14 protein-coding genes are annotated in these 23,201 nt (G+C 66.7%); 8 read left to right on the forward strand and 6 right to left on the reverse strand.

The annotated features are described in order from the left end of the window. Both QOJ24_RS06005 and QOJ24_RS06010 read right to left on the reverse strand, forming a co-directional pair. Positions 1-604 (reverse strand): acyltransferase family protein (locus tag QOJ24_RS06005; RefSeq protein WP_526260072.1); only part of this gene is annotated, 604 nt, incomplete at its 3' end. Beyond that, positions 601-2,283: a DEAD/DEAH box helicase gene (locus QOJ24_RS06010; protein ID WP_526260074.1), complete on the reverse strand. Its 1,683-nt coding sequence runs from the start codon at positions 2,281-2,283 to the stop codon at positions 601-603. The genes QOJ24_RS06010 and QOJ24_RS06005, both read right to left, overlap by 4 nt. Before the next feature lie 67 nt (positions 2,284-2,350). Here QOJ24_RS06010 and QOJ24_RS06015 point away from each other — a divergent pair, with 67 nt between their 5' ends. The 4 genes from QOJ24_RS06015 to QOJ24_RS06030 all read left to right on the forward strand — a co-directional run bounded on the left by QOJ24_RS06015 (position 2,351) and on the right by QOJ24_RS06030 (position 9,880). After that, positions 2,351-2,962 carry an LppP/LprE family lipoprotein gene (locus QOJ24_RS06015; protein WP_526260075.1) on the forward strand — a complete coding sequence of 204 codons (612 nt, stop codon included), beginning with the start codon at positions 2,351-2,353 and terminating at the stop codon, positions 2,960-2,962. 45 nt (positions 2,963-3,007) lie between these two features. Then, positions 3,008-6,418: a TM0106 family RecB-like putative nuclease gene (locus QOJ24_RS06020; RefSeq protein ID WP_526260076.1), complete on the forward strand. Its 3,411-nt coding sequence runs from the start codon at positions 3,008-3,010 to the stop codon at positions 6,416-6,418. 8 nt (positions 6,419-6,426) lie between these two features. Further along, a complete protein-coding gene (locus tag QOJ24_RS06025; protein WP_526260120.1) occupies positions 6,427-7,773 on the forward strand; it encodes an FAD-binding oxidoreductase in 1,347 nt (448 codons plus the stop codon). A gap of 1,276 nt (positions 7,774-9,049) precedes the next feature. Beyond that, positions 9,050-9,880 carry a hypothetical protein gene (locus tag QOJ24_RS06030; RefSeq protein ID WP_526260077.1) on the forward strand — a complete coding sequence of 277 codons (831 nt, stop codon included), beginning with the start codon at positions 9,050-9,052 and terminating at the stop codon, positions 9,878-9,880. A 302-nt stretch (positions 9,881-10,182) separates the two neighbouring features. Here QOJ24_RS06030 and QOJ24_RS06035 read toward each other — a convergent pair whose 3' ends face one another. Together QOJ24_RS06035 and QOJ24_RS06040 are read right to left on the reverse strand one after the other, a co-directional pair. After that, the gene (locus QOJ24_RS06035) at positions 10,183-12,438 is read right to left on the reverse strand and encodes an MFS transporter (protein WP_526260078.1); all 2,256 of its coding nucleotides are present in this window, start codon (positions 12,436-12,438) and stop codon (positions 10,183-10,185) included. A 302-nt stretch (positions 12,439-12,740) separates the two neighbouring features. Then, a complete protein-coding gene (locus QOJ24_RS06040; protein WP_526260079.1) occupies positions 12,741-14,003 on the reverse strand; it encodes a multidrug effflux MFS transporter in 1,263 nt (420 codons plus the stop codon). 171 nt (positions 14,004-14,174) lie between these two features. Between QOJ24_RS06040 and QOJ24_RS06045 the strand changes: the two genes are divergently transcribed. The 4 genes from QOJ24_RS06045 to QOJ24_RS06060 all read left to right on the forward strand — a co-directional run bounded on the left by QOJ24_RS06045 (position 14,175) and on the right by QOJ24_RS06060 (position 21,113). After that, positions 14,175-14,927: a hypothetical protein gene (locus tag QOJ24_RS06045; RefSeq protein WP_526260080.1), complete on the forward strand. Its 753-nt coding sequence runs from the start codon at positions 14,175-14,177 to the stop codon at positions 14,925-14,927. Between the two features lie 214 nt (positions 14,928-15,141). After that, positions 15,142-18,915, forward strand: a complete 3,774-nt coding sequence (locus tag QOJ24_RS06050) for a multifunctional oxoglutarate decarboxylase/oxoglutarate dehydrogenase thiamine pyrophosphate-binding subunit/dihydrolipoyllysine-residue succinyltransferase subunit (RefSeq protein ID WP_526260121.1) — start codon at positions 15,142-15,144, stop codon at positions 18,913-18,915. A gap of 116 nt (positions 18,916-19,031) precedes the next feature. Beyond that, positions 19,032-20,177: an LLM class flavin-dependent oxidoreductase gene (locus tag QOJ24_RS06055; protein ID WP_526260081.1), complete on the forward strand. Its 1,146-nt coding sequence runs from the start codon at positions 19,032-19,034 to the stop codon at positions 20,175-20,177. A 105-nt stretch (positions 20,178-20,282) separates the two neighbouring features. Beyond that, entirely contained in the window at positions 20,283-21,113 is an 831-nt protein-coding gene (locus tag QOJ24_RS06060; RefSeq protein ID WP_526260082.1) for an SDR family NAD(P)-dependent oxidoreductase, read from the forward strand. A 13-nt stretch (positions 21,114-21,126) separates the two neighbouring features. Here the strand turns inward: QOJ24_RS06060 and QOJ24_RS06065 are convergent, their stop codons facing one another. After that, positions 21,127-21,972: a glycine betaine ABC transporter substrate-binding protein gene (locus QOJ24_RS06065; protein ID WP_526260083.1), complete on the reverse strand. Its 846-nt coding sequence runs from the start codon at positions 21,970-21,972 to the stop codon at positions 21,127-21,129. 8 nt (positions 21,973-21,980) lie between these two features. Beyond that, positions 21,981-23,150 carry an NAD(P)-dependent malic enzyme gene (locus QOJ24_RS06070; protein ID WP_526260122.1) on the reverse strand — a complete coding sequence of 390 codons (1,170 nt, stop codon included), beginning with the start codon at positions 23,148-23,150 and terminating at the stop codon, positions 21,981-21,983. Positions 23,151-23,201 lie beyond the last annotated feature (51 nt).

Consider the following 23,201-nt stretch of genomic DNA (forward strand, 5'->3'; position numbering starts at 1 on the left):
ACAGGCCTGCGAGCAAGAGCAGGGGGCGCCACCGGCGACGGCACAGCACCGCCAGCAGCAGCCAGGCCAGCAGCGGCAGCACGACGTAGAACGCGGCCTCCACCGCAAGGCTCCACATCTGCGTAAGACCCTGGTGCAGATAGGAGTACATGTACCGGTCGGTGTAGATCTGTGTCAAGCTGAGGTTGCGCAGGAAGCCGATCCAGGTATGGCCCGCGTTCGGTCCGGCGTAGCGGAAGTGGTAAACCGCATACGCCGCGATCACGGTCACCGCGTACGCGGGCATGATGCGGCGCACCCGGTGCCAGCCGTAGCGACGGACCGATGGCCAATCACCCCCCGTCGCAGCCGCTTTCACCCACGGCCGAAAGAGAAGGAAACCGGACAGCACGAAGAAGATCGGAACTCCGATCTCCATGCGGGCCTGGACGAGCCCCCCATAGCCGTGTGTGTATTTACCGGTGGTGTAGGCGGCGTGGGTCGCCAGCACCAGAATTGCCGCCACCGCGCGAATGCCGGTGAGCGACGCCACCCGTTCGGGCGCGGCGACAGACTCGAGTCCACCTTGAGCCTCAGAGCCTTCGACGCCCCTCGACACGGTCATTTCGATTTGCGGTGCGGCTTCTTCGGCCCGCGATCGGGTTGTAGATCGATCAACTGACCTTGAATGCGGGTCTTGGCAAGCGCTTTCAGCGTCTCCTTGGAGAGCTTCGCGGGCAATTCGACCAGTGAGTACTCGGGCCGAATGCTGATGTGCCCGAAATCGCTTCGGTGCAGGCCGCCCTCGTTGGCGATCGCGCCGACGATGGCACCTGGCATCACCTTGTGCCGCTTGCCGACTGCGATGCGATACGTGGCGAGGTCGCTGCGCACCTCGCGCCGCTTGCGCGGCGAACCGTCCTCGCGTGGCGGTCGGTCGGCACGCTCGCGGCGCTTCTCCGGCGGGGGTTCCGTCATCAGGAACTCTTCCCCGTCACGGCTCTGCAGCGCCAATGCGGCCGCGATGTCGGCCATCGGCACGTCGTTATCCTGCTCGTAGCCCTCAATCAGCTTGCGGAACAAGTCGATTCCCGGTGCGTTGAGCGCGCCGGTGATCGAATCCCGGAACTTTTCGACGCGCTGGGCGTTCACGTCGTCGACCGACGGCAGCCGCGACTCGACGAGCTTCTGGCGGGTCACCCGCTCGATCGAGTTGAGCAGATGCCGCTCACGTGGCGTGACGAACAGCAGCGCGGTGCCCGACCGCCCGGCGCGGCCGGTGCGCCCGATCCGGTGCACATAGGACTCGGGGTCATGCGGGATGTCGTAGTTCAGCACGTGCGAGATGCGGTCGACGTCGAGTCCGCGCGCCGCGACATCGGTGGCGATCAGGATGTCGAGATTTCCGTCCTTGAGCGACGCGATGGTGCGCTCGCGTTGGGCCTGCGCGATGTCGCCGTTGATGGCCATCGCGGAGAACCCACGCGCCCGCAGCTTCTCGGCGACCTCTTCGGTGGCCTGCTTGGTGCGGACGAACACGATCATCGCTTCGAAGGGCTCCACCTCCAGCAGCCGGGTCAACGCGTCCATCTTCCGATGTCCGGAGACCTGGATGTAGCGCTGCGAGATGTTGTCGGCGGTCGCGGTCTTGGATTCGACCTTCACCTGGACCGGGTCGTGCAGATATTTGGTGGTGATCTTGCGGATCGCCGGCGGCATGGTCGCGGAGAACAGCGCGACCTGCTTGTACTCGGGGGTGCCTTCGAGGATGCGTTCGACGTCCTCGGCAAAGCCCATCTGAAGCATCTCGTCGGCCTCGTCGAGCACCAGGTAGTCGAGGTGCGACAGGTCGAGGGTGCGCTTCTCGAGGTGATCGATGACCCGGCCCGGCGTGCCGACCACCACCTGAGCGCCACGCTTGAGGCCGGCCATCTGCGGTCCGTATGGGGAGCCGCCGTAGATCGGGAGCACGTTCACGGGCAGGTGCGCTCCGTAGCGGCTGAACGCCTCGGCGACCTGCAGCGCGAGTTCCCGCGTGGGTGCCAGCACCAGCGCCTGGGTGGTGCGGCTCGACGTGTCGATCTTCGACAGAATCGGGATGGCGAACGCCGCCGTCTTGCCCGTGCCGGTCTGCGCAAGGCCGACCACGTCCGAGCCCGCCATCATGGGCGGGATGGTCGCCGCCTGGATGGCCGACGGCGTTTCATAGCCGACGTCGGCCACCGCCTGCAGCACCGCGGGGTGAATCTGCAGGTCGGCGAATGCGGGTTGCGCCGGGGGCGCGTCGGTATCGGGCGTCGTCATCGCGGTGCCAGTCTAGTGGCCTGCATCGTTTCGACCCGCCGCGCCGCCTGTCGGGTCGGCGCGCGAGATGGCGGTACGGTGCGCAACTGTGAAATGCCGTCCGGAGTCGCCGGGGCTGCGACATCTGGCAGCGACCGCGACCGCGGCCGCGGCAGGGGTCGCCCTGCTGGCCGGCTGCGGGGCAGGCGACTCGACGGTCTCCAAGACACCCGAAGCCAGCACCACCCCCACCGCCGCGCCCGCGCCCGCGACCGCGCTGCCTGCGCCGCCACGCACAGCCGCACCAAGCACGGCCGCCGACCCGTGCGCGGTGAACCTTGCGGCACCCGAGATCGCCAAGACCGTCTCCGAGCTGCCCCGCGACCCACGCAGCGGGCAGGCCTGGAGCCCCGAGCCGATGGCGGGCACCTACAACGAATGCGCGCAGCTGTCGGCGATCATCGTGCGGGCTAACACCAACGCCGAGAACCCCAACACCCGCGCCGTGCTCTTTCACCTCGGCAAGTTCATCCCGACCGGAGTGCCGGACACTTACGGGTTCAACGGCATCGAGCAGTCCGCCAGCACGGGTGACACCGTGGCGCTGGTGTACTCCAACGGCACCCCCGGGCTGGAGAGCGTGGTGAAGTTCCGCTGGAACGGCGCCGGCGTCGAGCTGATCGGCAACACGCCCGGCTGACTTCGGCGCGAAGTCGTGTCGGCCGACGGGCCTACAGTTGGGCACGTGTTCGTCGCCGACGATCGAGTGATCTACAGCGCCTCCGACCTCGCAGCCGCGGCCCGCTGCGAGTACGCGCTGCTGCGCTCGTTCGATGCCCGGCTCGGTTGGGGGCCACCGGTCGCGGCGGACGACGAATTGCTCGCCCGCACGGCCGAACTCGGCGGCCAGCACGAGCAACGTCACCTCGACGAGCTCCGTGAGGACTCGCACGAGTCTGTCGCGGTCATCGGCCGTCCCGCCTACACCGTCGCGGGACTCACGGCCGCCGCCGAAGCCACCCGGCAGGCAGTCGAACGACGGGCGCCGGTGATCTACCAGGCGGCCATGTTCGACGGCCGGTTCGCCGGCTTCGCGGACTTCCTGGTGTTCGACGGCGAGCGCTACTGCCTGCGGGACACCAAGCTCGCGCGGTCGGTGAAGGTCGAGGCCCTGCTTCAGCTCGCCGCCTACGCCGACACGCTGGCCCGCGCGGGAGTGCCGGTCGCGGCAGAGGTCGAGTTGGTTCTCGGCGACGGCGCAATCGCCGGCTACCGGGTCGATGAGCTGCTGCCGGTGTACGGTCCCCGCCGCGAGGCCCTGCAACGGCTGCTCGACGACCACTTTGCCCGCGGTGAGCCGGTCACCTGGGAAGACGAGACGATTCGGGCCTGCTTCCGCTGTCCCGAGTGCACGGTCCAGGTCCGCGAACACGACGACCTGCTGCTGGTGGCCGGCATGCGCGCGACCCAGCGCGCCCGGCTGATCGACGCGGGTATCACCACCATCAGCGGGCTCGCGCGCCACGACGGCGGTGTCCCTGAACTGTCAGCGCGCACTGTCGCGTCGCTGACCGCACAGGCCCGCCTGCAACTGGCGCCGCGTGTCGACGGCAAGCCGCCCTACGAGATCGCCGACGAGCAGCCGTTGATGGTGCTGCCCGAACCGGACAAGGGCGATCTGTTCTTCGACTTCGAAGGCGACCCGTTGTGGACGGCCGACGGTCGGGAGTGGGGGCTGGAGTACCTGTTCGGCGTACTCGACACCGCCGACGACTTCCGGCCGCTGTGGGCACACGATCGCGCACAAGAGCGCCAGGCGCTGCGCGACTTCCTCAAGATGGTGCGCACACGCCGCAAGCGCTATCCGCATATGCACATCTATCACTACGCGGCCTACGAGAAGACGGCCCTGCTGCGACTCGCCGGACGGTACGGGGTTGGCGAGGACGAGGTGGACGACCTGCTGCGCAACGGCGTCCTCGTCGACCTGTATCCCCTTGTGCGCAAGAGCATCCGGGTGGGCACCGAGAACTACAGCCTGAAGTCGCTGGAGCCGCTGTACATGGGCGGGCAGCTCCGCACCGGCGATGTGACGACGGCGACCGACTCGATTACCCAGTACGCGAAATACTGCGAGCTACGCGCCGCTGACCGTGATGACGACGCCGCGGTCGTGCTCAAGCAGATCGAGGAGTACAACCGGTACGACTGCACATCGACGCGCAAGCTGCGGGACTGGCTGATCTGCCGGGCCATCGACTGCGAGGTGCCGCCCGTCGGCGCGCAGCCCGTCAAGGACGGCGTCACGATCGCAGACGACGACCAGCTGGCCCGCAAGCTGGCCAAGTTCGTCGGCGACGACCCGACCGACCGCAAACCGGAACAGACGGCGGTGGCGATGATTTCGGCGGCCCGCGGCTACCATCGCCGCGAGGACAAGCCGTACTGGTGGGGTCATTTCGACCGGCTCAACAATCCGGTCGACGAATGGTCCGACAACACCGACGTGTTCATCGCCGAACGTGCCGAAGTGCACATCGACTGGCATACCCCGCCGAAGGCGCGCAAGCCGCAGCGGTGGGTACGTCTCGAAGGATGCGTCGCGGCAGGCGAGCTCAACAAGTCGATGTATGCGCTCTACGAGCCACCGTCGCCCACCGGCCTCACCGACGACACGGAGCGGCGGGCGTGCGGCACGGTCACCGTCGTCGACTGCGACGACCCGGCTGCACCGACCCAGGTGACCGTCGTCGAACGAGAACCCAAGAACGGTGGACTGTTTGACCAGCTGCCGTTCGCGCTCACCCCCGGGCCGCCGATCTCCACAGGTCCGTTGCGCGACTCCATCGACGCGACCGCCGCCGACATCGCGGCGGGTCTGCCCAATCTGCCGCCGAGCGCGATGATCGACATCCTGCTGCGACGCCCGCCGCGCACCCGTAGCGGCGGGCCGCTCGCCCGCCATGCCGATGTCGCTGAGTCGATTACCGCGGCGCTCCTGGACCTGGATTCCTCGTACCTCGCGGTGCACGGCCCACCCGGCACCGGGAAGACCTTCACCGCGGCCGCCGTCATCGCTCGCCTCGTCACCGAAAGTCGTTGGCGCATTGGCGTGGTCGCGCAATCGCACGCTGTCGTCGAGAACCTGTTCCGCGATGTGGTCGCTGCAGGAGTGGACGCTTCGCTGGTGGCCAAGAAGAAGCACGGCGCAGATCCGAGCTGGCAGGAGATCGACGAGAAGCAGTACCCGGGCTTCATCGCCGACCATGACGGTTGCGTCGTCGGCGGCACCGCGTGGGACTTCGCCAACGCGGGCCGCGTGCCGCGCGGCAGCCTCGATCTTCTGGTTATCGAAGAGGCCGGACAGTACAGCCTGGCGAATACCATCGCGGTGGCGTCGGCGGCCGAAAACCTTCTGCTGCTTGGCGATCCGCAACAGCTACCTCAGGTCAGCCAGGGCACACATCCGGAACCGGTGGACACTTCCGCGCTGGGCTGGCTGATCGACGGCAGGCACACGCTTCCCGCCGAGTTCGGGTATTTCCTCGACCTGTCCTACCGGATGCACCCCGACGTGTGCGCCGCGGTGTCGCGGCTGTCCTACGACGACCGGCTGCGCTCCGTCGACGAGGTGACCGCGGCACGCATGCTCGCGGGACATGCGCCAGGCGTACGGGTACTGACCGTCGAGCACAACGGCAACGCGACCGAAAGCCCCGAGGAGGCCGACGCCATCGTGGCCGAGATCAAAGGGCTGGTCGGCGCCATGTGGACCGACGAGTGCGGGCCGCGGCCGCTGGCGCAGCAGGACGTGCTGGTGGTCACCCCGTACAACGCGCAGGTGGCGCTGCTGCGCGAGCGGCTCGACGCGGCAGGGCTCGGCGGCGTACGCGCGGGCACGGTGGACAAGTTCCAGGGACAGCAGGCGCCCGTTGTGTTCGTGTCGATGACGGCGTCCTCCATCGACGACGTGCCCCGCGGAATCGCTTTCCTGCTCAACCGCAATCGGCTCAATGTCGCGGTCAGCCGAGCGAAGTACCTGAGCGTCGTCGTGCGCTCACCGCTGCTGACCGAATACTTGCCGAGCACACCGGACCGCCTGATCGAACTGGGTGCGTTCTTGTCGCTGTCCTCGTGTGATAGACCCACGGGGTGACCGACACGCTGACCGACCGGCTCGCCGCGATCGTCGGCGCCGCGCACGTCAGCGCAGACCCGGACGTGCTCAACGGCCGTAGCGTCGACCACACCGGTCGTTACCGCGGGCACGCCAGCGTTCTCGTACGGCCGGGCACCGCTGAGGATGTCGCGGCGGTGCTGCTTGCCTGCCGTGACGCGGGCGTACACGTCACCGTGCAGGGCGGACGCACCTCGTTGGTGGCGGGCACCGTTCCCGAGCACGACGACGTGCTGCTGTCCACCGAGCGGCTGACCGACATCGGTGACGTCGACGTCGTCGAACGCCGCGTTCAAGTCGGGGCGGGCGCGACGCTGGCCGATGTGCAGAGCGCGGCGACAAAGGCAGGTCTGGTGTTCGGTGTCGACATCGCCGCGCGCGACTCCGCCACCGTCGGGGGCATGGCGTCGACGAACGCGGGTGGCTTGCGCACGGTGCGCTACGGCAACATGGGCGCGCAGGTGATCGGGCTAGACGTGGTGCTTCCCGACGGGTCGATATTGGAGCGGCACAGCCAAGTTCGCCAGGACAACACCGGATACGACCTGGCATCGCTGTTCGTCGGCGCCGAGGGCACGCTCGGCGTCATCACCGGGTTGGATCTGCGATTGCACCCTGTGCCGACGAACCGGGTGACGGCGGTCTGCGGATTCGACGATCTCGACGGCCTCGTCGAAGCGGGTCGCGAGTTCCGCGACATGGACGGCATCGCCGCGCTGGAGTTGATGGACGCCAGGGCCAGCGCGCTGACCGCCGAGCATCTGGGCGTGGTCGCGCCTGTGCAAGGCGCCTGGCAGCTGCTCATCGAACTCGCAGGCGGTACCGATCAGACCGAGCAGCTCGCCGACGCGCTGGAGCACGCGCGGTTGACCGGTGAGCCCGCGGTCGGTGTCGACGTCAACTCGCAGCAGCGGCTGTGGCAGGTCCGCGAGTCGGTCGCCGAGGTTCTCGGCGTCTACGGCCCGCCGCTGAAATTCGATGTGTCGCTGCCGTTGTCGGCGATCGCGCCGTTCGCGCGCGAATCCGGCGAGCTCATCGCCGAGCATGCGGCGGACGCCATCCCGGTGCTTTTCGGCCACATCGGCGAGGGCAATCTGCACCTCAACGTGTTGCGCTGTGCGCTGGACGGTGACCGCGAAGCCGCCCTGTATTCGGCGATGATGGCGTTGATTGCCCGATGCGGTGGCAATGTCAGCTCCGAGCACGGCGTCGGCAGCCGCAAACGCGACTACGTCGGCATGTCTCGAACCGATGCCGACATCGCCGCGATGCGGACGGTCAAGACCGCGTTCGATCCGGCGGGATATTTGAACGCGGCGGTGTTGTTCGACTAGCTGACCCCAACGACCCGCGCCACTCGCTCGGCATCGCCGATGATTCCGATTCCGGCCACACCAACCCGTTGGCGTTCCCGGCCGCCAACGCTGAACAGCCGGTGGACGCCGACGTGATCGACGCCAAATTAGACGCCGAATCAGACGCCGACGAAGTCGCGGCCAGGATCACCACAGCGTCGCGCTACGACGACACCGGATCATTTTCCACACCAGACGACCACGAGCAGCTCAGCGGCAGAAGTCGCCCCCCCCATCGGCGGGGAATGCAACCCGTTCGGCCCGCCACCCTACGCCGGTCTCGTGACGTTCGATGAGCGGTGAATCGGCAGCTGCGATCAACAATAAAGCACTGCTGGTCACGTCATCATTCGCCGGAGTCAGCGAGCGTTGCCGCGCGGTCGGTCGTGAAACAGCCGGAAACTCAGATCGTTTCCTCTCCGACTGGCGAGGCTGATTCGGGCGGCCCGGATCAACGCCGACGCGCCTTGCGTCTTCGTTTGACCTACTGCCGGTGGCCCACCGTGAGCTGCGACCTTATGCCCGAGCGCCTTTGGCATCGAACTTGCGACCGTGACCGCCGTCGTCGGGAACACGCGTGCCCGCAAGCTCGTCAGCCGCTCGTGATCGGCGTGGGCGCGGGCGACGTGACGGCGCACGGCGCTACGAGTCCGCAATGCCCAGGGTGCGCCTGCGTGGCGACTACGCCAGTGAGAACCGCTGCGCCTGCCAGGGCGGTGCGGCGTTGGCGCTTGCGCTTTCCTTCTTCGGGTCGATGACGGTGCCTGTCGACCGGTCCCAGGCGTGCATCCGGCGAATTACCGCCCGGATTGCCTTTCTTGTGGTTCGAATTGCCAACGCCGCTGTCCACCCGACCCATGCTGAACAGCATATTTGCTGATGCCGCCGCAAATAACCGGCCTGAAAATTTTGCGAGCAAAACAATCTCTTCGACGCGGCAACAAAAGCGGGTTCGCTGCAGCTTGGCGCGCCTTCCCACTACCCGAACGCTCATTAAGAGATCACTGTGACAACACCACGACGGGAAAATGGCCGATGATGAGCGCCACTGCCTAGGTCAGCACGCCCCAGACGACTGGAGTAGCGCACTACTCGCGCCTGCCCTGCACCGCCATGCCTACGCTGCCCCCGGGCGTCCGACAACCCCGTACCGGTTAGCCAGAGCAAGGGAAGGAGCCCGCCATGGCTAATCATCCGGTCCATCGGGCGGTCGGGTAATCCATCACTACACCAACGATTTGGAGGCACGACTAAAATGGGTACACATCGTTCGCTTCACAACCACTCTCGTCTGGCACGTGGCGTAGAGACCGGCGCGGTTGCCGCCGCGTTGTTCCTCGGCGCACCCGCATTGGCGCTCGCCACATCTGGGCTGGCCAATGCCTCGTGTGCATCCAACGGCACACACACCGTCAGTCTGGGCAGCGGCGGGGACACCTGCACAGTCCAAGGCACCGGCACAGCGGTCTCCATCGGCTCCGGCAACACCGTGTCGACCGTCGGCACCAATAACCATGCCATGGCCATCGGCACGGGCAACACCGTCAGCGCGGGCCAAGTAAACACCGACGCCAACAACAACTCCACGGTGGTGGGCAACAACAGCCAGGCGACAACCGGGATGGGCAACGGCAATAGGGCCACCGTGTACGGCAACAATAGCTCGGCGGGGGCAGCGAACGGCAACTTCAATACCGCCACCGTCGGCACGCCCTTCACCCCATCCAACAACAACGCGGTGGCGGCAGGCCAAGGCGACCGCAACAGCGTCACTGTGGTCGGCAACGGCAACGTGGCGGCGGCGGGGCTTGGCAACGGCAACAGGGTGGTCGTCACCGGCAACAACAACACGGCGGCAGCGGGCAACGGCAACAACAACCGCACCACCGTCGCTGGCAGCGACAACACGGCGGCCTCTGGCGCCAACCTCAGCACTGCCGCCAACAACAACAACAACAGTGTGTCGGTCATCGGTAACCGCAACAAAGCGTTCGCCGGGGCACCCAACCTCACCACGGTGACCAACGGTGCTAGCAACAACCACCTGAGCGTCATCGGGAACGGCAAGACGGTCACCAAGCCGTGATCGGCACACTGGGTTAATGTCTCGCAGAGTGCTACACGTATCAAAGCGTGTAGCACTTCTGCGCATCTTCCAGCAGCGGTCGCGGGCTTGGGTGTCGGTTATACCGCCGACCCGCGGTGAACGGGGATTCCGGGTCAGTAGCCATCTTTCAGGGCGACCGTGGCCCATCGAGCCCAAGGACGAATCAAACGCCGGTAATTACGTTACAAAGGTGGTGTTCTACCACTGAACGACCGGACCTGTACTTCCATCCGATATATCGCACTTTTCAACAAGGCGTTGTTCAGTGTCTGCTGACCGCACTAGTCGCCGGGCCTGGAGTGCCGCCCATGGCTCGCCGCGTCGCCGGGCTCGGCGCGGGAGTGCCTGCCATTGGACGGGAACGGGTATTGCTCCGGCTCCTCATCGGTCAACTCGTGGCGGGACGGTCGCTCGAAGCCGGCCTCATCCGGGCTCTCGTAATGGGCGTGACTGCCGAAGTCCAGCGGGTAGTCGGGGCTCAGGATGTCCGGCTTCTGCGGTCGCGCAAGCGGCGACGGGCCCCCGCGCACCGCCTCGGATCGGCTGAGCGGTTGGAACCGCTCCTCTTTGTCCACATGGAAACCGTTGTGGGCGAACCCGATCGGTTCCACTGACAGTTTCGGCGGGGACACATCGGCCAGGAAGTCGAACAGGCTGCGCACGGGCTCCCGCCGATGGCCGGGCTCCGCGGGCTCTACGGGCGGCGCGGTGGGCTCGACAGTGGTCGGTTCGGCCTCCAGAAGCCCGGTGTCGTCAGCCGGCGGAGCGGACACCGACTTCCGTACGTCGTCCTCTAGCAGAGAGCGCCATGCCTCGACTTGCTGGTCATTCCACGTATCCGCCGGAGGCGTGAGTAGGGGGTCGTGGCCCGCCGCAAACGGCTCGGTGTCACCCTCATCATCGACGACGCGAACATCGTCGATAGGACCGACCGGCGCGACGGGCGCTGCCGAGGCGGCTGCGGTAACGGGCGCGGGCTCGTCGTGGACGACGGTGAACTCGACATAGTCGTCGTCGTCGACGTCGTCCCAGTAGTCGTCGGCCGGTTCCGACCGCTGCGGTCCCGGGGCGGCCGGACTGGCGAAGCCGAGCAGGAACATCGCGGCCACCACCCCGAAGAGCGCGATGAACGCAGGCAGCAGCAGGGACTGCGACATCGCGGACGCGAACGGTTCGTGAAGGAAGCCCGGCAATTCGGTGACCGAACCCTCACCGCCTGGCCCGTCGGCTGCCAACGGCATCTCGGCACTGAGCCGCGTCGTCATGAACGCCGCCATGCTGGCGCTGCCCAACACCGAACCCACCTGGCGGGTGGCGTTGTACACACCCGATCCCGCGCCGGCCACATCCGAGGCCAGATTGCGCGTCGCGGTCGCCGCGAGCGGCGACCAAATGAAGGCCATGCCGATACCAGTCGCCGTCAGCGGCAAGGCGATTCGCCAGATCGGTGTCGTCGCGGTCATCTCGACCGACAACCACGTCAGCGAGATGGCCAGCATCGAGAAGCCGAACCCGACGATCGGTCGCGGGTGATACCGGTCGACAAGCTTGCCGACCCAGGGCGCCAACACGCCACTGGCGATCGCCATCGGCGCGACCAGCACCGCCGCGCGAGTCGGCGACAGTCCGCACACCGCCTGCGCATAGAACATCACCGGCAGGATCATCGCGGTCACGACGAAGCCGATGGTCGCGACGCCGAGACTGGACAGGCTGAAGTCGCGGTCACCGAAGATGCCGAGCGGAACCAGCGGCTCATTGCGGTTGGCCTGTTGCCAGAAGACGAACGCCGCCGTGACGCCGATACCGCCCGCCAGCGTGCCCCATACCCATGGCGCCCAGTCGTGCGACTGCCCCTCCTGCAAGGCGAACACGACCATGAACATGCCGACGCCGGACAGCACGACACCGATCAGGTCGAAGCCGCGCTTCTCGGTCGGCAGTACCGGCACCAACCAGAAAGCCAGGCCCAACCCGATGATTCCGATCGGCACGTTGACGAAGAAGATCCACTGCCAGCCCAGCCCGTCGACCAGCACACCGCCGGCCAGCGGCCCCGCCAAGGTGGCGACCCCGGCGGTGGCGCCCCATACGCTCATCGCCACGCCGCGTCGCTCGGCCGGGAAGATCCGCGTGATCGTGGACAGGGTCTGGGGGGTCAGCAGCGCCGCCCCAACGCCTTGCACCACCCGGGCGGCGATCAGCATGCCGATGGTGCCGGACAGGCCACACCACAACGATGCGGCCGTGAACACGGTCAGCCCGATCAGGTAGAGGTTCTTGGGCCCGTAGCGGTCTCCGAGTCGGCCCGCCACCAGCAGGGGCACCGCGAAGCCGAGAAGGTAGGCGCTGGTCACCCAGATCACGGCGTCGTAGCCGGCGCCCAGCTTCACCATGATGGACGGGTTGGCGACCGCGACGATCGTCGCGTCGACGAGGATCATGAAGAAGCCGACCATCATCGCCCAGAGCGCGCGCCACGGGTCAGCGACCGGCCCGGCCCCTCCCGCGGGCCTGCTTCGCAGCGCCGTGGTCATATCCCCCACCTCGTCTCGGCTCCTACCGATGGTGTCGATTTCTCCGGCCCAGCGCCAGCGCAATCGGCCCGTTCTTCAGGACTCTACGAAGCCTGGCAGCCGAGCGACCTGCCCGTCCGAAGCGGTAAGCAAATCCATCAGCGACGACCGTCTGCTCGCCGGCGCGCCGCTGACATGCTCACGACCGCTCTACTCGCTGAGGCGGTGGCCGGACGCAGCTATGCGGCCGTGCACCCGATCGGCGACGCAGGCCGCCTGAAGGAATTCGCCACGACGGTACGGACCGATCGCGACCGCGACAACTACGCCGGATCGGCGAGCGCGCCCACACCCACGGTGTCATCGGCGTCGGCGGCGTCATCGGTCGTCGAAGCGCCGACCGCGAGAAGCGCGAGCAGCGCGACCAGCACGCTCACGGCCATCACCACGGACAGGGCCAACTCGTCGTTCCCGAGCACCCCCACCAGCGGCGCCACCGCAGCACCGAGACCGAACTGCGCAGCACCCAGCAGCGCGGCGGCGGTTCCCGCGGCATCGTGATGCCGGGACAACGCCACGGCGGGCGCGTTGGGTAGGACAAGGCCCATTGCGCCGAGGATGGCCCACACCGGCACGACGAAACCGGCCAACCCGCCGACATGCGCCACGGACAGTCCGACGAACACACCGCCGGCCAGCAGCGCGGCAGCCAGCGCCCACAGCATGATCGTCTGCGGCGAGAACCGCCTCAGCAGGACGACGTTGAACTGGGTTGCACCGATCAGCGCGACCGCACCGGCACCGAACACCAACGCGAAGCTCTGCTGATCGAGTCCGTAGATACCCTGCAGGACGAACGACGCCCCCGCTATGTAGGCGAACAGACCGGACATCCCCAGCGCCGCGACAAGCACCAGAATGACGAACCGTTTATCGCGCAGGAGTTCCGCGTACGTCCCGGCGATGCCACCCAACCGCAGCGGCCGCCGATGCGACGGCGGCAGCGTCTCCGGTAACGCCAGCGCGGCCACCACCAGCAGCACACCCGCCCACACCACCAGCGCGGCGAAAACCCAGTGCCATGACCCGTGCAGCAGCACGACCGCTCCGAGCGACGGCGCGACGACCGGCGCCACCCCGAGCACCAGCATGAGCCGAGACAGTACGGTCGCGGCGGCGTTGTCGGCGAACAGGTCACCGACGACGGCGATCGCCACCACCATGGCCGCGGCCGCGCCGGCGCCCTGCAGGACACGGGCCAGGCCGAGCACGACCAGGTTCGGCGCGAGCATGCAGAGGATCGACGCGGCGATGTGCAGCACGATGCCCGCCATCAACGGGCGCCTGCGGCCCAGCGAGTCGGACAGCGGGCCGACGATCAACTGGCCGAGCGCCAATCCGGCCAACGTGCCGGTGAGGGTCAGCTGCACGACCGATGAGGACACCGAAAGGTCGTCGGCGATCTTGGGCAGCGCGGGCAGATACATGTCGATCGTCAACGGGCCCAGCGCGACCATGACACCGAGCACCACGATCATCCGTGTGCGGCTGGGTGTTTTGACGTCCACAGCGGCGGATATTGCCATGCAAGTGGTTAGCACGCTAAATCAATATTTTCTTCCCGGATCACCCGCAGTGACCCGCATCACCGAGTTGTCCGTCCTCCTTGCGGCCGCGGCGGGCACCACCAGCCCTGGCCGTTCGTTGATCAACCGTTAGCCTGAAGCTATCGCCTACGCCCATCCCAGGAGGCCGCCATGAGCGCTCGGTCCAAGGACAAGAGCCAGCTCCCGGCTACCAGAACCACCGCAGACGAGCATCCCGGCGCCGCGGCGCGGGCGTTGTCGGAGATCATCGAACGCGGCGCCAGGGTGCAGGGCCCGGCGGTCAGGGCGTATGTCGAGCGCATGCGGGACGGCAACGCCGACGCGACGCCCGCCGAGATCGTCACCAAGTTGGAGAAGCACTACCTGGCCGCGGTGATGGCCAGCGGCGCCGCCGTCGGCTCTGCGGCGGCCTTTCCGGGCATCGGCACGCTCGTCGCGCTTTCTGCGGTGGCGGGTGAAACCGTGGTGTTCCTCGAAGCGACGGCCGTCTTCGTGCTCGCCGTGGCCGAGGTGCACGGCATACCGGCCGAGCACCGGGAGCGCAGGCGGGCGCTGGTGTTGGCGGTGCTGGTCGGCGAGGACAGCAAGCGCGCCGTCGCGGACCTGCTCGGTCCCGGCCGGACCAGCGGCGCGTGGCTCAGCGACGGCGCGGCGACGCTGCCGCTGCCTGCGGTGTCGCAGCTGAATTCGCGGCTCCTGCGGTTCTTCGTCAAGCGGTACGCCCTCAAGCGTGGGGCGATCGCGTTCGGCAAGATGCTGCCGGTGGGCATCGGCGCGGTCGTCGGCGGCGTCGGCAACCGCATGATGGGCAAGCGCATCATCGAGAACGCCCGCATGGCGTTCGGATCACCGCCCCCGCGCTGGCCGCAGAAAATTCACGTGCTGCCGTCACCCCAGGGCTGATGACGGCCTGGGACGATTAGCGCTCTTGTGCCGTCCGGGCATTCGCGAAAGCGCTAGCCTTTAGACGGCGTAGATGCGGGTAACCGCAGGCGAAACGAACACAGAGGGGCAGGTGTCTTCTCCGACACTTGCCGAACAGAAGGAATCGAGGCGAGTAGCTGCCGTGAGCAGTTCAACTTCACCATTCGGACAGAACGAGTGGTTGGTCGAGGAGATGTACCGCAAGTTCCGCGAAGATCCCTCTTCGGTCGATCCGAGTTGGCATGAGTTCCTGGTCGACTACTCACCTGAATCGACCGCAGGGACGTCGAACGACGGCGGCGATGGACGGGCGTCGGCCCCGTCCGCGCCGCGCGAACCAGGCCCCGCGCCCGCGCCGAAGGCCGCCGCAGGCAACGGCGCCCCCGCCAAGGCGGAGCAGGCGTCCGCCAAAGCGGAGGAGGCGCCCGCCAAGGCCGAGCCCGCCCAGCCGAAGGCCGAACCGGCGCCCGCCAAGAGGCAGGCCCCACCCGCCGTGACGCAGCCACCGGCCGCCAAGACGGATGTGACTCCCGCCAAACCCAAGGACGCCGAAGCCAAGCCGTCCACACCGAAAGCCGACGGCGACGAGGCGCAGGTGCTGCGTGGCGCGGCCGCGGCCGTCGTCAAGAACATGTTGGCTTCGCTCGATGTGCCGACCGCGACGAGCGTGCGCGCGATCCCGGCCAAGCTGATGATCGACAACCGCATCGTGATCAACAACCACCTCAAGCGGACCCGCGGCGGCAAGATCTCCTTCACCCATCTGATCGGCTACGCGATCGTGCAGGCGGTCAAGAAGTTCCCCAATATGAACCGCCACTTCAGCGAGGTGGACGGGAAGCCGAACGCGATCACCCCCGCACACACGAACCTGGGGTTGGCGATCGACCTGCAGGGCAAAGAGGGCGCCCGCCAGCTGGTGGTTGCGGCCATCAAGGGCACCGAGGAGATGCGGTTCGGTCAGTTCATCGCCGCCTACGAAGACATCGTGCGGCGTGCTCGCGACGGCAAGCTGACCGCCCAGGACTTCTCCGGCGTGACGATTTCGCTGACCAACCCCGGCACCATCGGCACTGTGCACTCGGTGCCTCGTCTGATGCGGGGTCAGGGCGCGATCATCGGCGTCGGCGCGATGGAGTACCCCGCCGAGTTCCAGGGCGCCAGCCAGGAACGGATCTCCGAACTCGGAATCGGCAAGCTGATCACCCTCACCTCCACCTACGACCACCGCATCATCCAGGGTGCGGAGTCCGGCGATTTCCTGCGCACGGTGCACGAGTTGCTGCTCTCCGACGATTTCTTCGACGAGATCTTCCACGAGCTCGGCATCCCGTACGAGCCCGTGCGGTGGCGCACCGACAACCCCGACTCGATCTTCGACAAGAACGCGCGCGTCATCGAACTCATCGCGGCCTACCGGAACCGTGGACACCTGATGGCCGACATCGACCCGCTGCGGTTGGACAAGAGCCGGTTCCGCAATCACCCCGACCTCGACGTCACCACCCACGGGATGACGCTGTGGGACCTGGACCGGGTGTTCAAGGTCAACGGCTTCGCAGGCGCGGAGTACAAGAAGCTGCGCGATGTCCTTGGCCTGCTTCGTGACTCGTACTGCCGCCACGTCGGCGTCGAGTACACCCACATCCTGGAGCCCGACCAGCAGAAGTGGCTCGAGGAGCGCGTCGAGGTCAAGCACGAGAAGCCCACCGTCGCGCAGCAGAAATACATCCTGTCCAAGCTGAACGCCGCCGAGGCGTTCGAGACCTTCCTGCAGACCAAATACGTTGGCCAGAAGCGGTTCTCGCTCGAAGGCGCGGAGACGGTCATCCCGATGATGGATGCGGTGATCGATCAGGCCGCCGAGCACGAGCTCGACGAGGTGGTCATCGCCATGCCGCACCGCGGCAGGCTCAACGTGTTGGCCAACATCGTCGGCAAGCCCTATTCGCAGATCTTCAGCGAGTTCGAGGGCAACCTGAACCCGTCGCAGGCACACGGCTCCGGAGATGTGAAGTACCACCTCGGCGCCAACGGCACTTACATACAGATGTTCGGCGACAACGACATTTCGGTGTCGTTGGTCGCCAACCCGTCACACCTCGAGGCGGTCGATCCGGTACTCGAGGGCATCGTGCGGGCCAAGCAGGACCTGCTGGACAAAGGCGACGGGCCCGACGGTTTCACGGTCGTGCCGCTGATGCTGCACGGCGATGCGGCCTTCGCGGGCCAGGGTGTGGTCGCCGAGACGCTGAACCTGGCGCTGCTGCGTGGATACCGCACCGGCGGCACGATCCACATCGTCGTCAACAACCAAATCGGTTTCACCACCTCGCCTTCCGATGCCAAGTCGTCGGAATACTGCACCGATGTGGCGAAGATGATCGGTGCGCCGATCTTCCACGTCAACGGTGATGATCCCGAAGCGGCGGTGTGGGTGGCGCGGTTGGCCATGGACTTCCGGCAGAAGTTCAAGAAAGACGTGATCATCGACATGCTGTGCTACCGCCGTCGCGGGCACAACGAGGGTGACGACCCGTCGGTGACCCAGCCCGCGATGTACGACGCCATCGACACCAAACGCGGTGTCCGGAAGACCTATACCGAATCGTTGATCGGCCGCGGCGACATCTCGATGAAGGAAGCCGAAGACGCCCTTCGCGATTACCAGGGCCAGTTGGAGCAGGTGTTCAACGACGTCCGGGAGCTCGAGAAGCACGAGATCGAGCCGAGTGAGTCGGTCGAGAGCGACCAGATGCTCCCCGCGGGCATGAACACCGCCGTCGACAAGTCGCTGCTGGCGCAGATCGGCGATGCCCACCTCGCGGTGCCCGACGGCTTCACCGTGCACTCGCGGGTCAAACCGGTGCTGGAGAAGCGCCGGGAGATGGCGTACGAAGGCAAGGTCGACTGGGCCTTCGGTGAACTGCTGGCGCTGGGCACACTGATCGCCGAGGGCAAGCTGATCCGGCTGTCCGGCCAGGACACCAGGCGGGGCACGTTCACCCAGCGGCACTCGGTGGTCATCGACCGCAAGACCGGCGCCGAGTTCACTCCACTGCAGCTGCTGGCGGTCAACTCCGACGGTCAGCCGACCGGCGGCAAGCTGATGGTCTATGACTCGGCGCTGTCTGAATACGCCGCTGTGGGTTTCGAATACGGCTACTCGGTGGGCAACCCCGACGCAGTTGTGTTGTGGGAGGCGCAGTTCGGCGACTTCGTCAACGGCGCGCAGTCGATCATCGACGAGTTCATCTCCTCCGGCGAGGCCAAGTGGGGTCAGCTGTCAGACGTCGTGCTACTGCTGCCGCACGGACACGAGGGCCAGGGTCCCGACCACACCTCCGGCCGGATCGAGCGGTTCCTGCTGCTGTTCGCCGAGGGCTCGATGACGATAGCGATGCCGTCGACGCCTGCGAACTACTTCCACCTGCTGCGCCGGCACGCGCTGGACGGCATCCACCGCCCGCTGATCGTCTTCACGCCGAAGTCGATGCTTCGCAACAAGGCAGCGGTCAGCGACATCCGCGACTTCACCGAGCAGAAGTTCCGTTCGGTGATGGAGGAGCCGACCTACACCGACGGCGACGGGGACCGCGGCAAGGTCAAGCGAATCCTGTTGACCAGCGGTAAGATCTACTACGAGCTGGTGGCCCGCAAGGCCAAGGACAACCGCGACGACGTGGCGATCGTGCGCATCGAGCAGCTCGCACCGTTGCCGAGGCGGCGGCTCAACGAGACACTCGACCGCTATCCCAACGCCGAGCAGTTCTTCTGGGTGCAGGAGGAGCCTGCGAACCAGGGCGCCTGGCCGCAGTTCGGCTTGACGATGCCCGAGATGCTGCCCGAGAAGTTGACGGGGCTCAAGCGGATCTCGCGGCGGGCGATGTCGGCGCCGTCGTCGGGCTCGTCCAAGGTGCACGCCGTCGAGCAGCAGGAGATTCTCGACGAGGCGTTCAGCGACTAGCACCTCCCACCGCGAGCCGGCGGCATTCTACGCACACTCGGGGCAACGAGCGCCCGCAAAGTGAAGTGGTCGATTACTCACCGCACGAACTTGGTTGTGCTTGAGAATCAGTGACCATGGCAAACTTCGGCGTGGGTGTGGTCGACTTCCTCGTCAACAGTCGGTTCGGACCGACACCGATGGTGCGCAATACGCAGATGACAGCGCAGGCGGCACAGGCGGATTCGTTGTGGGTGCCAGATCATCTCAACTCGTTGTTACCTCGGTCCGTCATGAAAAAGCCTTACATGGGCGCGGCACCGTTGACTCCCAGAGCGGATGCGTGCCTCGAGCCGTGGACGATGCTTGGTCACATCGCAGCGAAGAACCGTTGGCGAAGGTTGAACCTGGGTGTAGCGGTCACCGACGCAGGCCGGCGAAACCCCGCAGTAACAGCTCAGGCGGCGGCGACACTGCATCTGCTGTCGAAGGGCCGTGCCATCCTCGGCATCGGCACCGGCGAGCGGGAAGGCAATGAGCCCTACGGTGTGGACTGGTCGAAACCTGTGGGCCGGTTCATCGAGGCGGTCGCAACGATCCGGGCACTGTGGGAGTCCGATGGACGACCGATCACCCGCGACTCCGAATTCTTTCCGCTGCACGACGCGACGTTCGACCTGCCGCCGTATAAGGGGAGGTGGCCGGAGATCTGGATAGCGTCGCACGGGCCTCGCATGCTGCGGGCCACGGGACGTTACGCCGACGGATGGTTTCCCGCAGCGATATTCGACCGACCCGACTACAAAGCAAGCCTCGACGCAGTACGCAGCGCGGCTTCCGACGCGGGACGAGAACCGGCCTCCGTCCGGGCCGCGAACTTCCTCTACGTAGTCACCGGCCGAAGCCGCGGAGAGGTCGACGAAGCGCTCGAGTCGGTGCCTTTGAAAGCATTTGGGCTATTGGCGCCCGCTGCGGAGTGGCAGCGACACGGCGGGCGGCATCCGATGGGCGACGACTTCGGCGGATTCCAGGACATCATTCCGCAGGTACTCGACGAGCAGACCGTACTGTCATACACCGCCAACGTGCCGGGGTCGCTGCTGCGGTCATGCCTGCTGCACGGCACACCCAACGAGGTGGTCGATCAGGTGGCCGAGTGGCGAGATTTCGGGCTGGAGTACGGGGTGTTCGCCAACATCAGCTTTCTGCAGGCGAGCATGAAGAACGGTCTGGCGGCGGGTGCGCCGTTCGTACAGATCCTCCGGCGACTCAGAAAGCTGTAGGCCGCACTCGGGGGCGACACATCGTCGTCTGAGAGGCCCGATTAGCCGCTACCGCCGGTACCGATTAACCTCTTCCGGAGTCAGTCCACATCTGGGGGTGCGTACATGAAGGGCTTCACCGACAAGGTTGCCGTCGTCACGGGCGCCGGGTCCGGCATCGGCCGGTCACTGGCGATCGAGCTCGGACGCTCCGGGGCCAAGCTGGCGATCAGCGACGTCGACACCGACGGCCTCGCCGGAACCGAGGAGCGGCTGACGGCCATCGGCGCACCGGTGAAATCCGATCGACTCGACGTCACCGAGCGCCAGTCATTCGAGCTCTACGCCGACGCGGTCAAAGAGCACTACGGCACCGTCAACCAGATCTACAACAACGCCGGCATCTCGTTTATGGGCAGCATCGAGGCCAGCCAGTTCAAGGACATCGAACGCGTGATGGACGTCGACTACTGGGGGGTGGTCAACGGCACCAAGGTCTTTCTGCCGCACCTGATCGCGTCCGGCGACGGCCACGTCGTCAACGTGTCCAGCGTGTTCGGACTGCTCGCCGTACCAGGCCAGGGCGCGTACAACGCGGCCAAATTCGCCGTGCGGGGGTTCACGGAGGCGCTGCGCCAGGAGATGCTCGTCGCGGGTCATCCGGTCAAGGTGACGTGTGTGCACCCCGGCGGCATCAAAACCGCCATCGCCCGCAACGCCGCCGCGGCCGACGGGATCGACCAGGCGGAACTCGCGAAGTTCTTCGACAAGCGGCTGGCCAGCACGTCACCGCAGAAGGCCGCGCGCGTCATCCTCGACGCCGTCCGCAGGAACAAGGCACGCGTGCTGGTCGGCAGCGACGCGAAGGCGCTCGACCTCCTCACCAGGGTGACCGGTTCGGGCTACCAACGAGTCGTCGCCGCGGTCACTTCACGCCAAGGGCCTTCCATGCAGTAGTCCGGAGATCGGGCTAGCGGCTGGTGGCGCCAAGGGGGTGCTCGGCGAGGAATCCGTCGGCGATGTGGGCCGGGTCGTCGCCCGAGGCGAGCTGCCGGCGCATCTGCACCAGGGCGGCAGTGTCCAGGACGCCCGCCACCTCGTTGAGCGCGAGCAGCTGAATCTCGGACAGCGCGTTACGGCGATACAGCGGCACGACGTTCTCCGCGCGGATCAGCGATGTGCGATCACCGAGCACCACCGCGTCGGCGGGGATATCCGGATCAGCCGTCGACGTCCAGGCCGCATTCACCTGACCGGTTTGCAACGCCTTGAAAAGGCTTGCGGCGTCAGGGTATCCGTGCACCTTCGCCGAGCACGTCCCGACCTCCGGAGGCCGCGCTGACCCGACGACCTCTCCGAGCTTGAGTGTGTCGCAATGGCGAACCGCCGCCGTCACATCCCGCCCGCCCCACGCATCGACGGTGGCCTCGGAGACCGCGAGAGCTGGCCTGTCCTCCGCCGACTCCGCATAGTCCCCTGCGGCAACACCTTCCGGAAGAGCCGACACCATGTCGCGGTAGACCTGCACCGCTGCGCGCGCCTTCGCGCCGGGCACGAACGTGTCCAGCAGCCGACCGGTCAAACCCGGCGCGACCACGACGTCGCCGGTGTCAAGCCCAGTCAACGGGTCGGGCACCACGTCGACGTGGGCAGCGGCGCCGTAGGTCTGCAGCGCAGACGCGTACAGGTGTGCCAGCAGCGTCGACTCCGCATCATCGCGGGCGCCGACGGCGATCGATGGGCTCGTGGTTGTGGTTCCGCACGCCGCGACGAAAAAAAGTGTGAGCAGCGAGGCGACGAGCCGACGGGCGCCCATCGGGACGGTCAGACGGCCTCGGCGTCCGACGCCGCCGCGACCGCTGCGGCCACGGCGGGCCCGACGCGCGGGTCCAGCGGGCTGGGCACGATGTACTCGGCGGCGAGGTCGTCGCCGACGACACTGAAGATCGCCTCGGCGGCAGCGACTTTCATCTTCTCGGTGATCCGGCGGGCGCCGGCGTCCAGCGCCCCGCGGAACACACCGGGGAACGCCAGCACATTGTTGATCTGGTTCAAAAAGTCGCTTCGGCCGGTGGCTACCACGGCCGCATGCTTGGCGGCGATCTCGGGATGGATCTCCGGATCGGGATTGGACAGCGCGAACACGATGCCGTCGGGCGCCATCGTCGCGATCAGCTCTTCGGGCACGAGGCCGCCGGACAGGCCCAGGAACATGTCGGCACCCTTGAGCGCTTCGACCATGCCGCCGGACAGCCCGTCGGGGTTGGTGCGCTGCGCCAGGTCGAGCTTCACCGGCGTCAGGTCATCCCGGTTCGGATGCAGGATGCCGCGCGAGTCCAGCACCGTCATATCCGAAACACCCGCCGCCAGGAGGATGTTGGCGCACGCCATGCCCGCCGCGCCGACACCCGAGATGACGACGCGCAGCGAGGACATGTCGCGGTCGAGCACTTTCGTCGCGCCCATCATCGCCGCCAGCACGACGATCGCGGTGCCGTGTTGGTCGTCGTGCATCACCGGGCAGTCGAGGGCCTCGATGAGGCGCCGTTCGATATCGAAGCAGCGCGGCGCCGAAATGTCCTCGAGGTTGACCGCGCCGAACGTCGGGCGCAGCCGCACCAGCGTCTCGACGATCTCGTCGGGATCCTTGGTGTCCAGCACGATCGGGATCGCGTCCAGGTCGCCGTACGCCTTGAAGAGCCCGCACTTGCCTTCCATCACCGGCAGCGACGCCGCCGGTCCGATGTCGCCGAGGCCGAGTACGGCGCTGCCGTCACTGACGACGGCGACCAGTCGGCTCGCCCAGGTGTACCGGGCAGCCAAGGTGTGATCGGCCGCGATCGCGCGACTGACCTGAGCTACTCCAGGGGTGTAGGCGACCGAAAGGGCGCGTTGGGTGTCCAGCGGAGCCTTCAGCGCCACAGAGAGTTTGCCCGCTGCGTGAGCCTCGAAGATCTCCTCGTCAGTGACGACGACCTGCGGATTGTCTGGCATCTCCGGCACGCGCCTCAGGGTAACGACGAACTGGTAGGTAACCTAATCGCC

Origin of the sequence: Mycobacterium sp., from assembly GCF_032159775.1 — a bacterium.
GTDB lineage: Bacteria > Actinomycetota > Actinomycetes > Mycobacteriales > Mycobacteriaceae > Mycobacterium.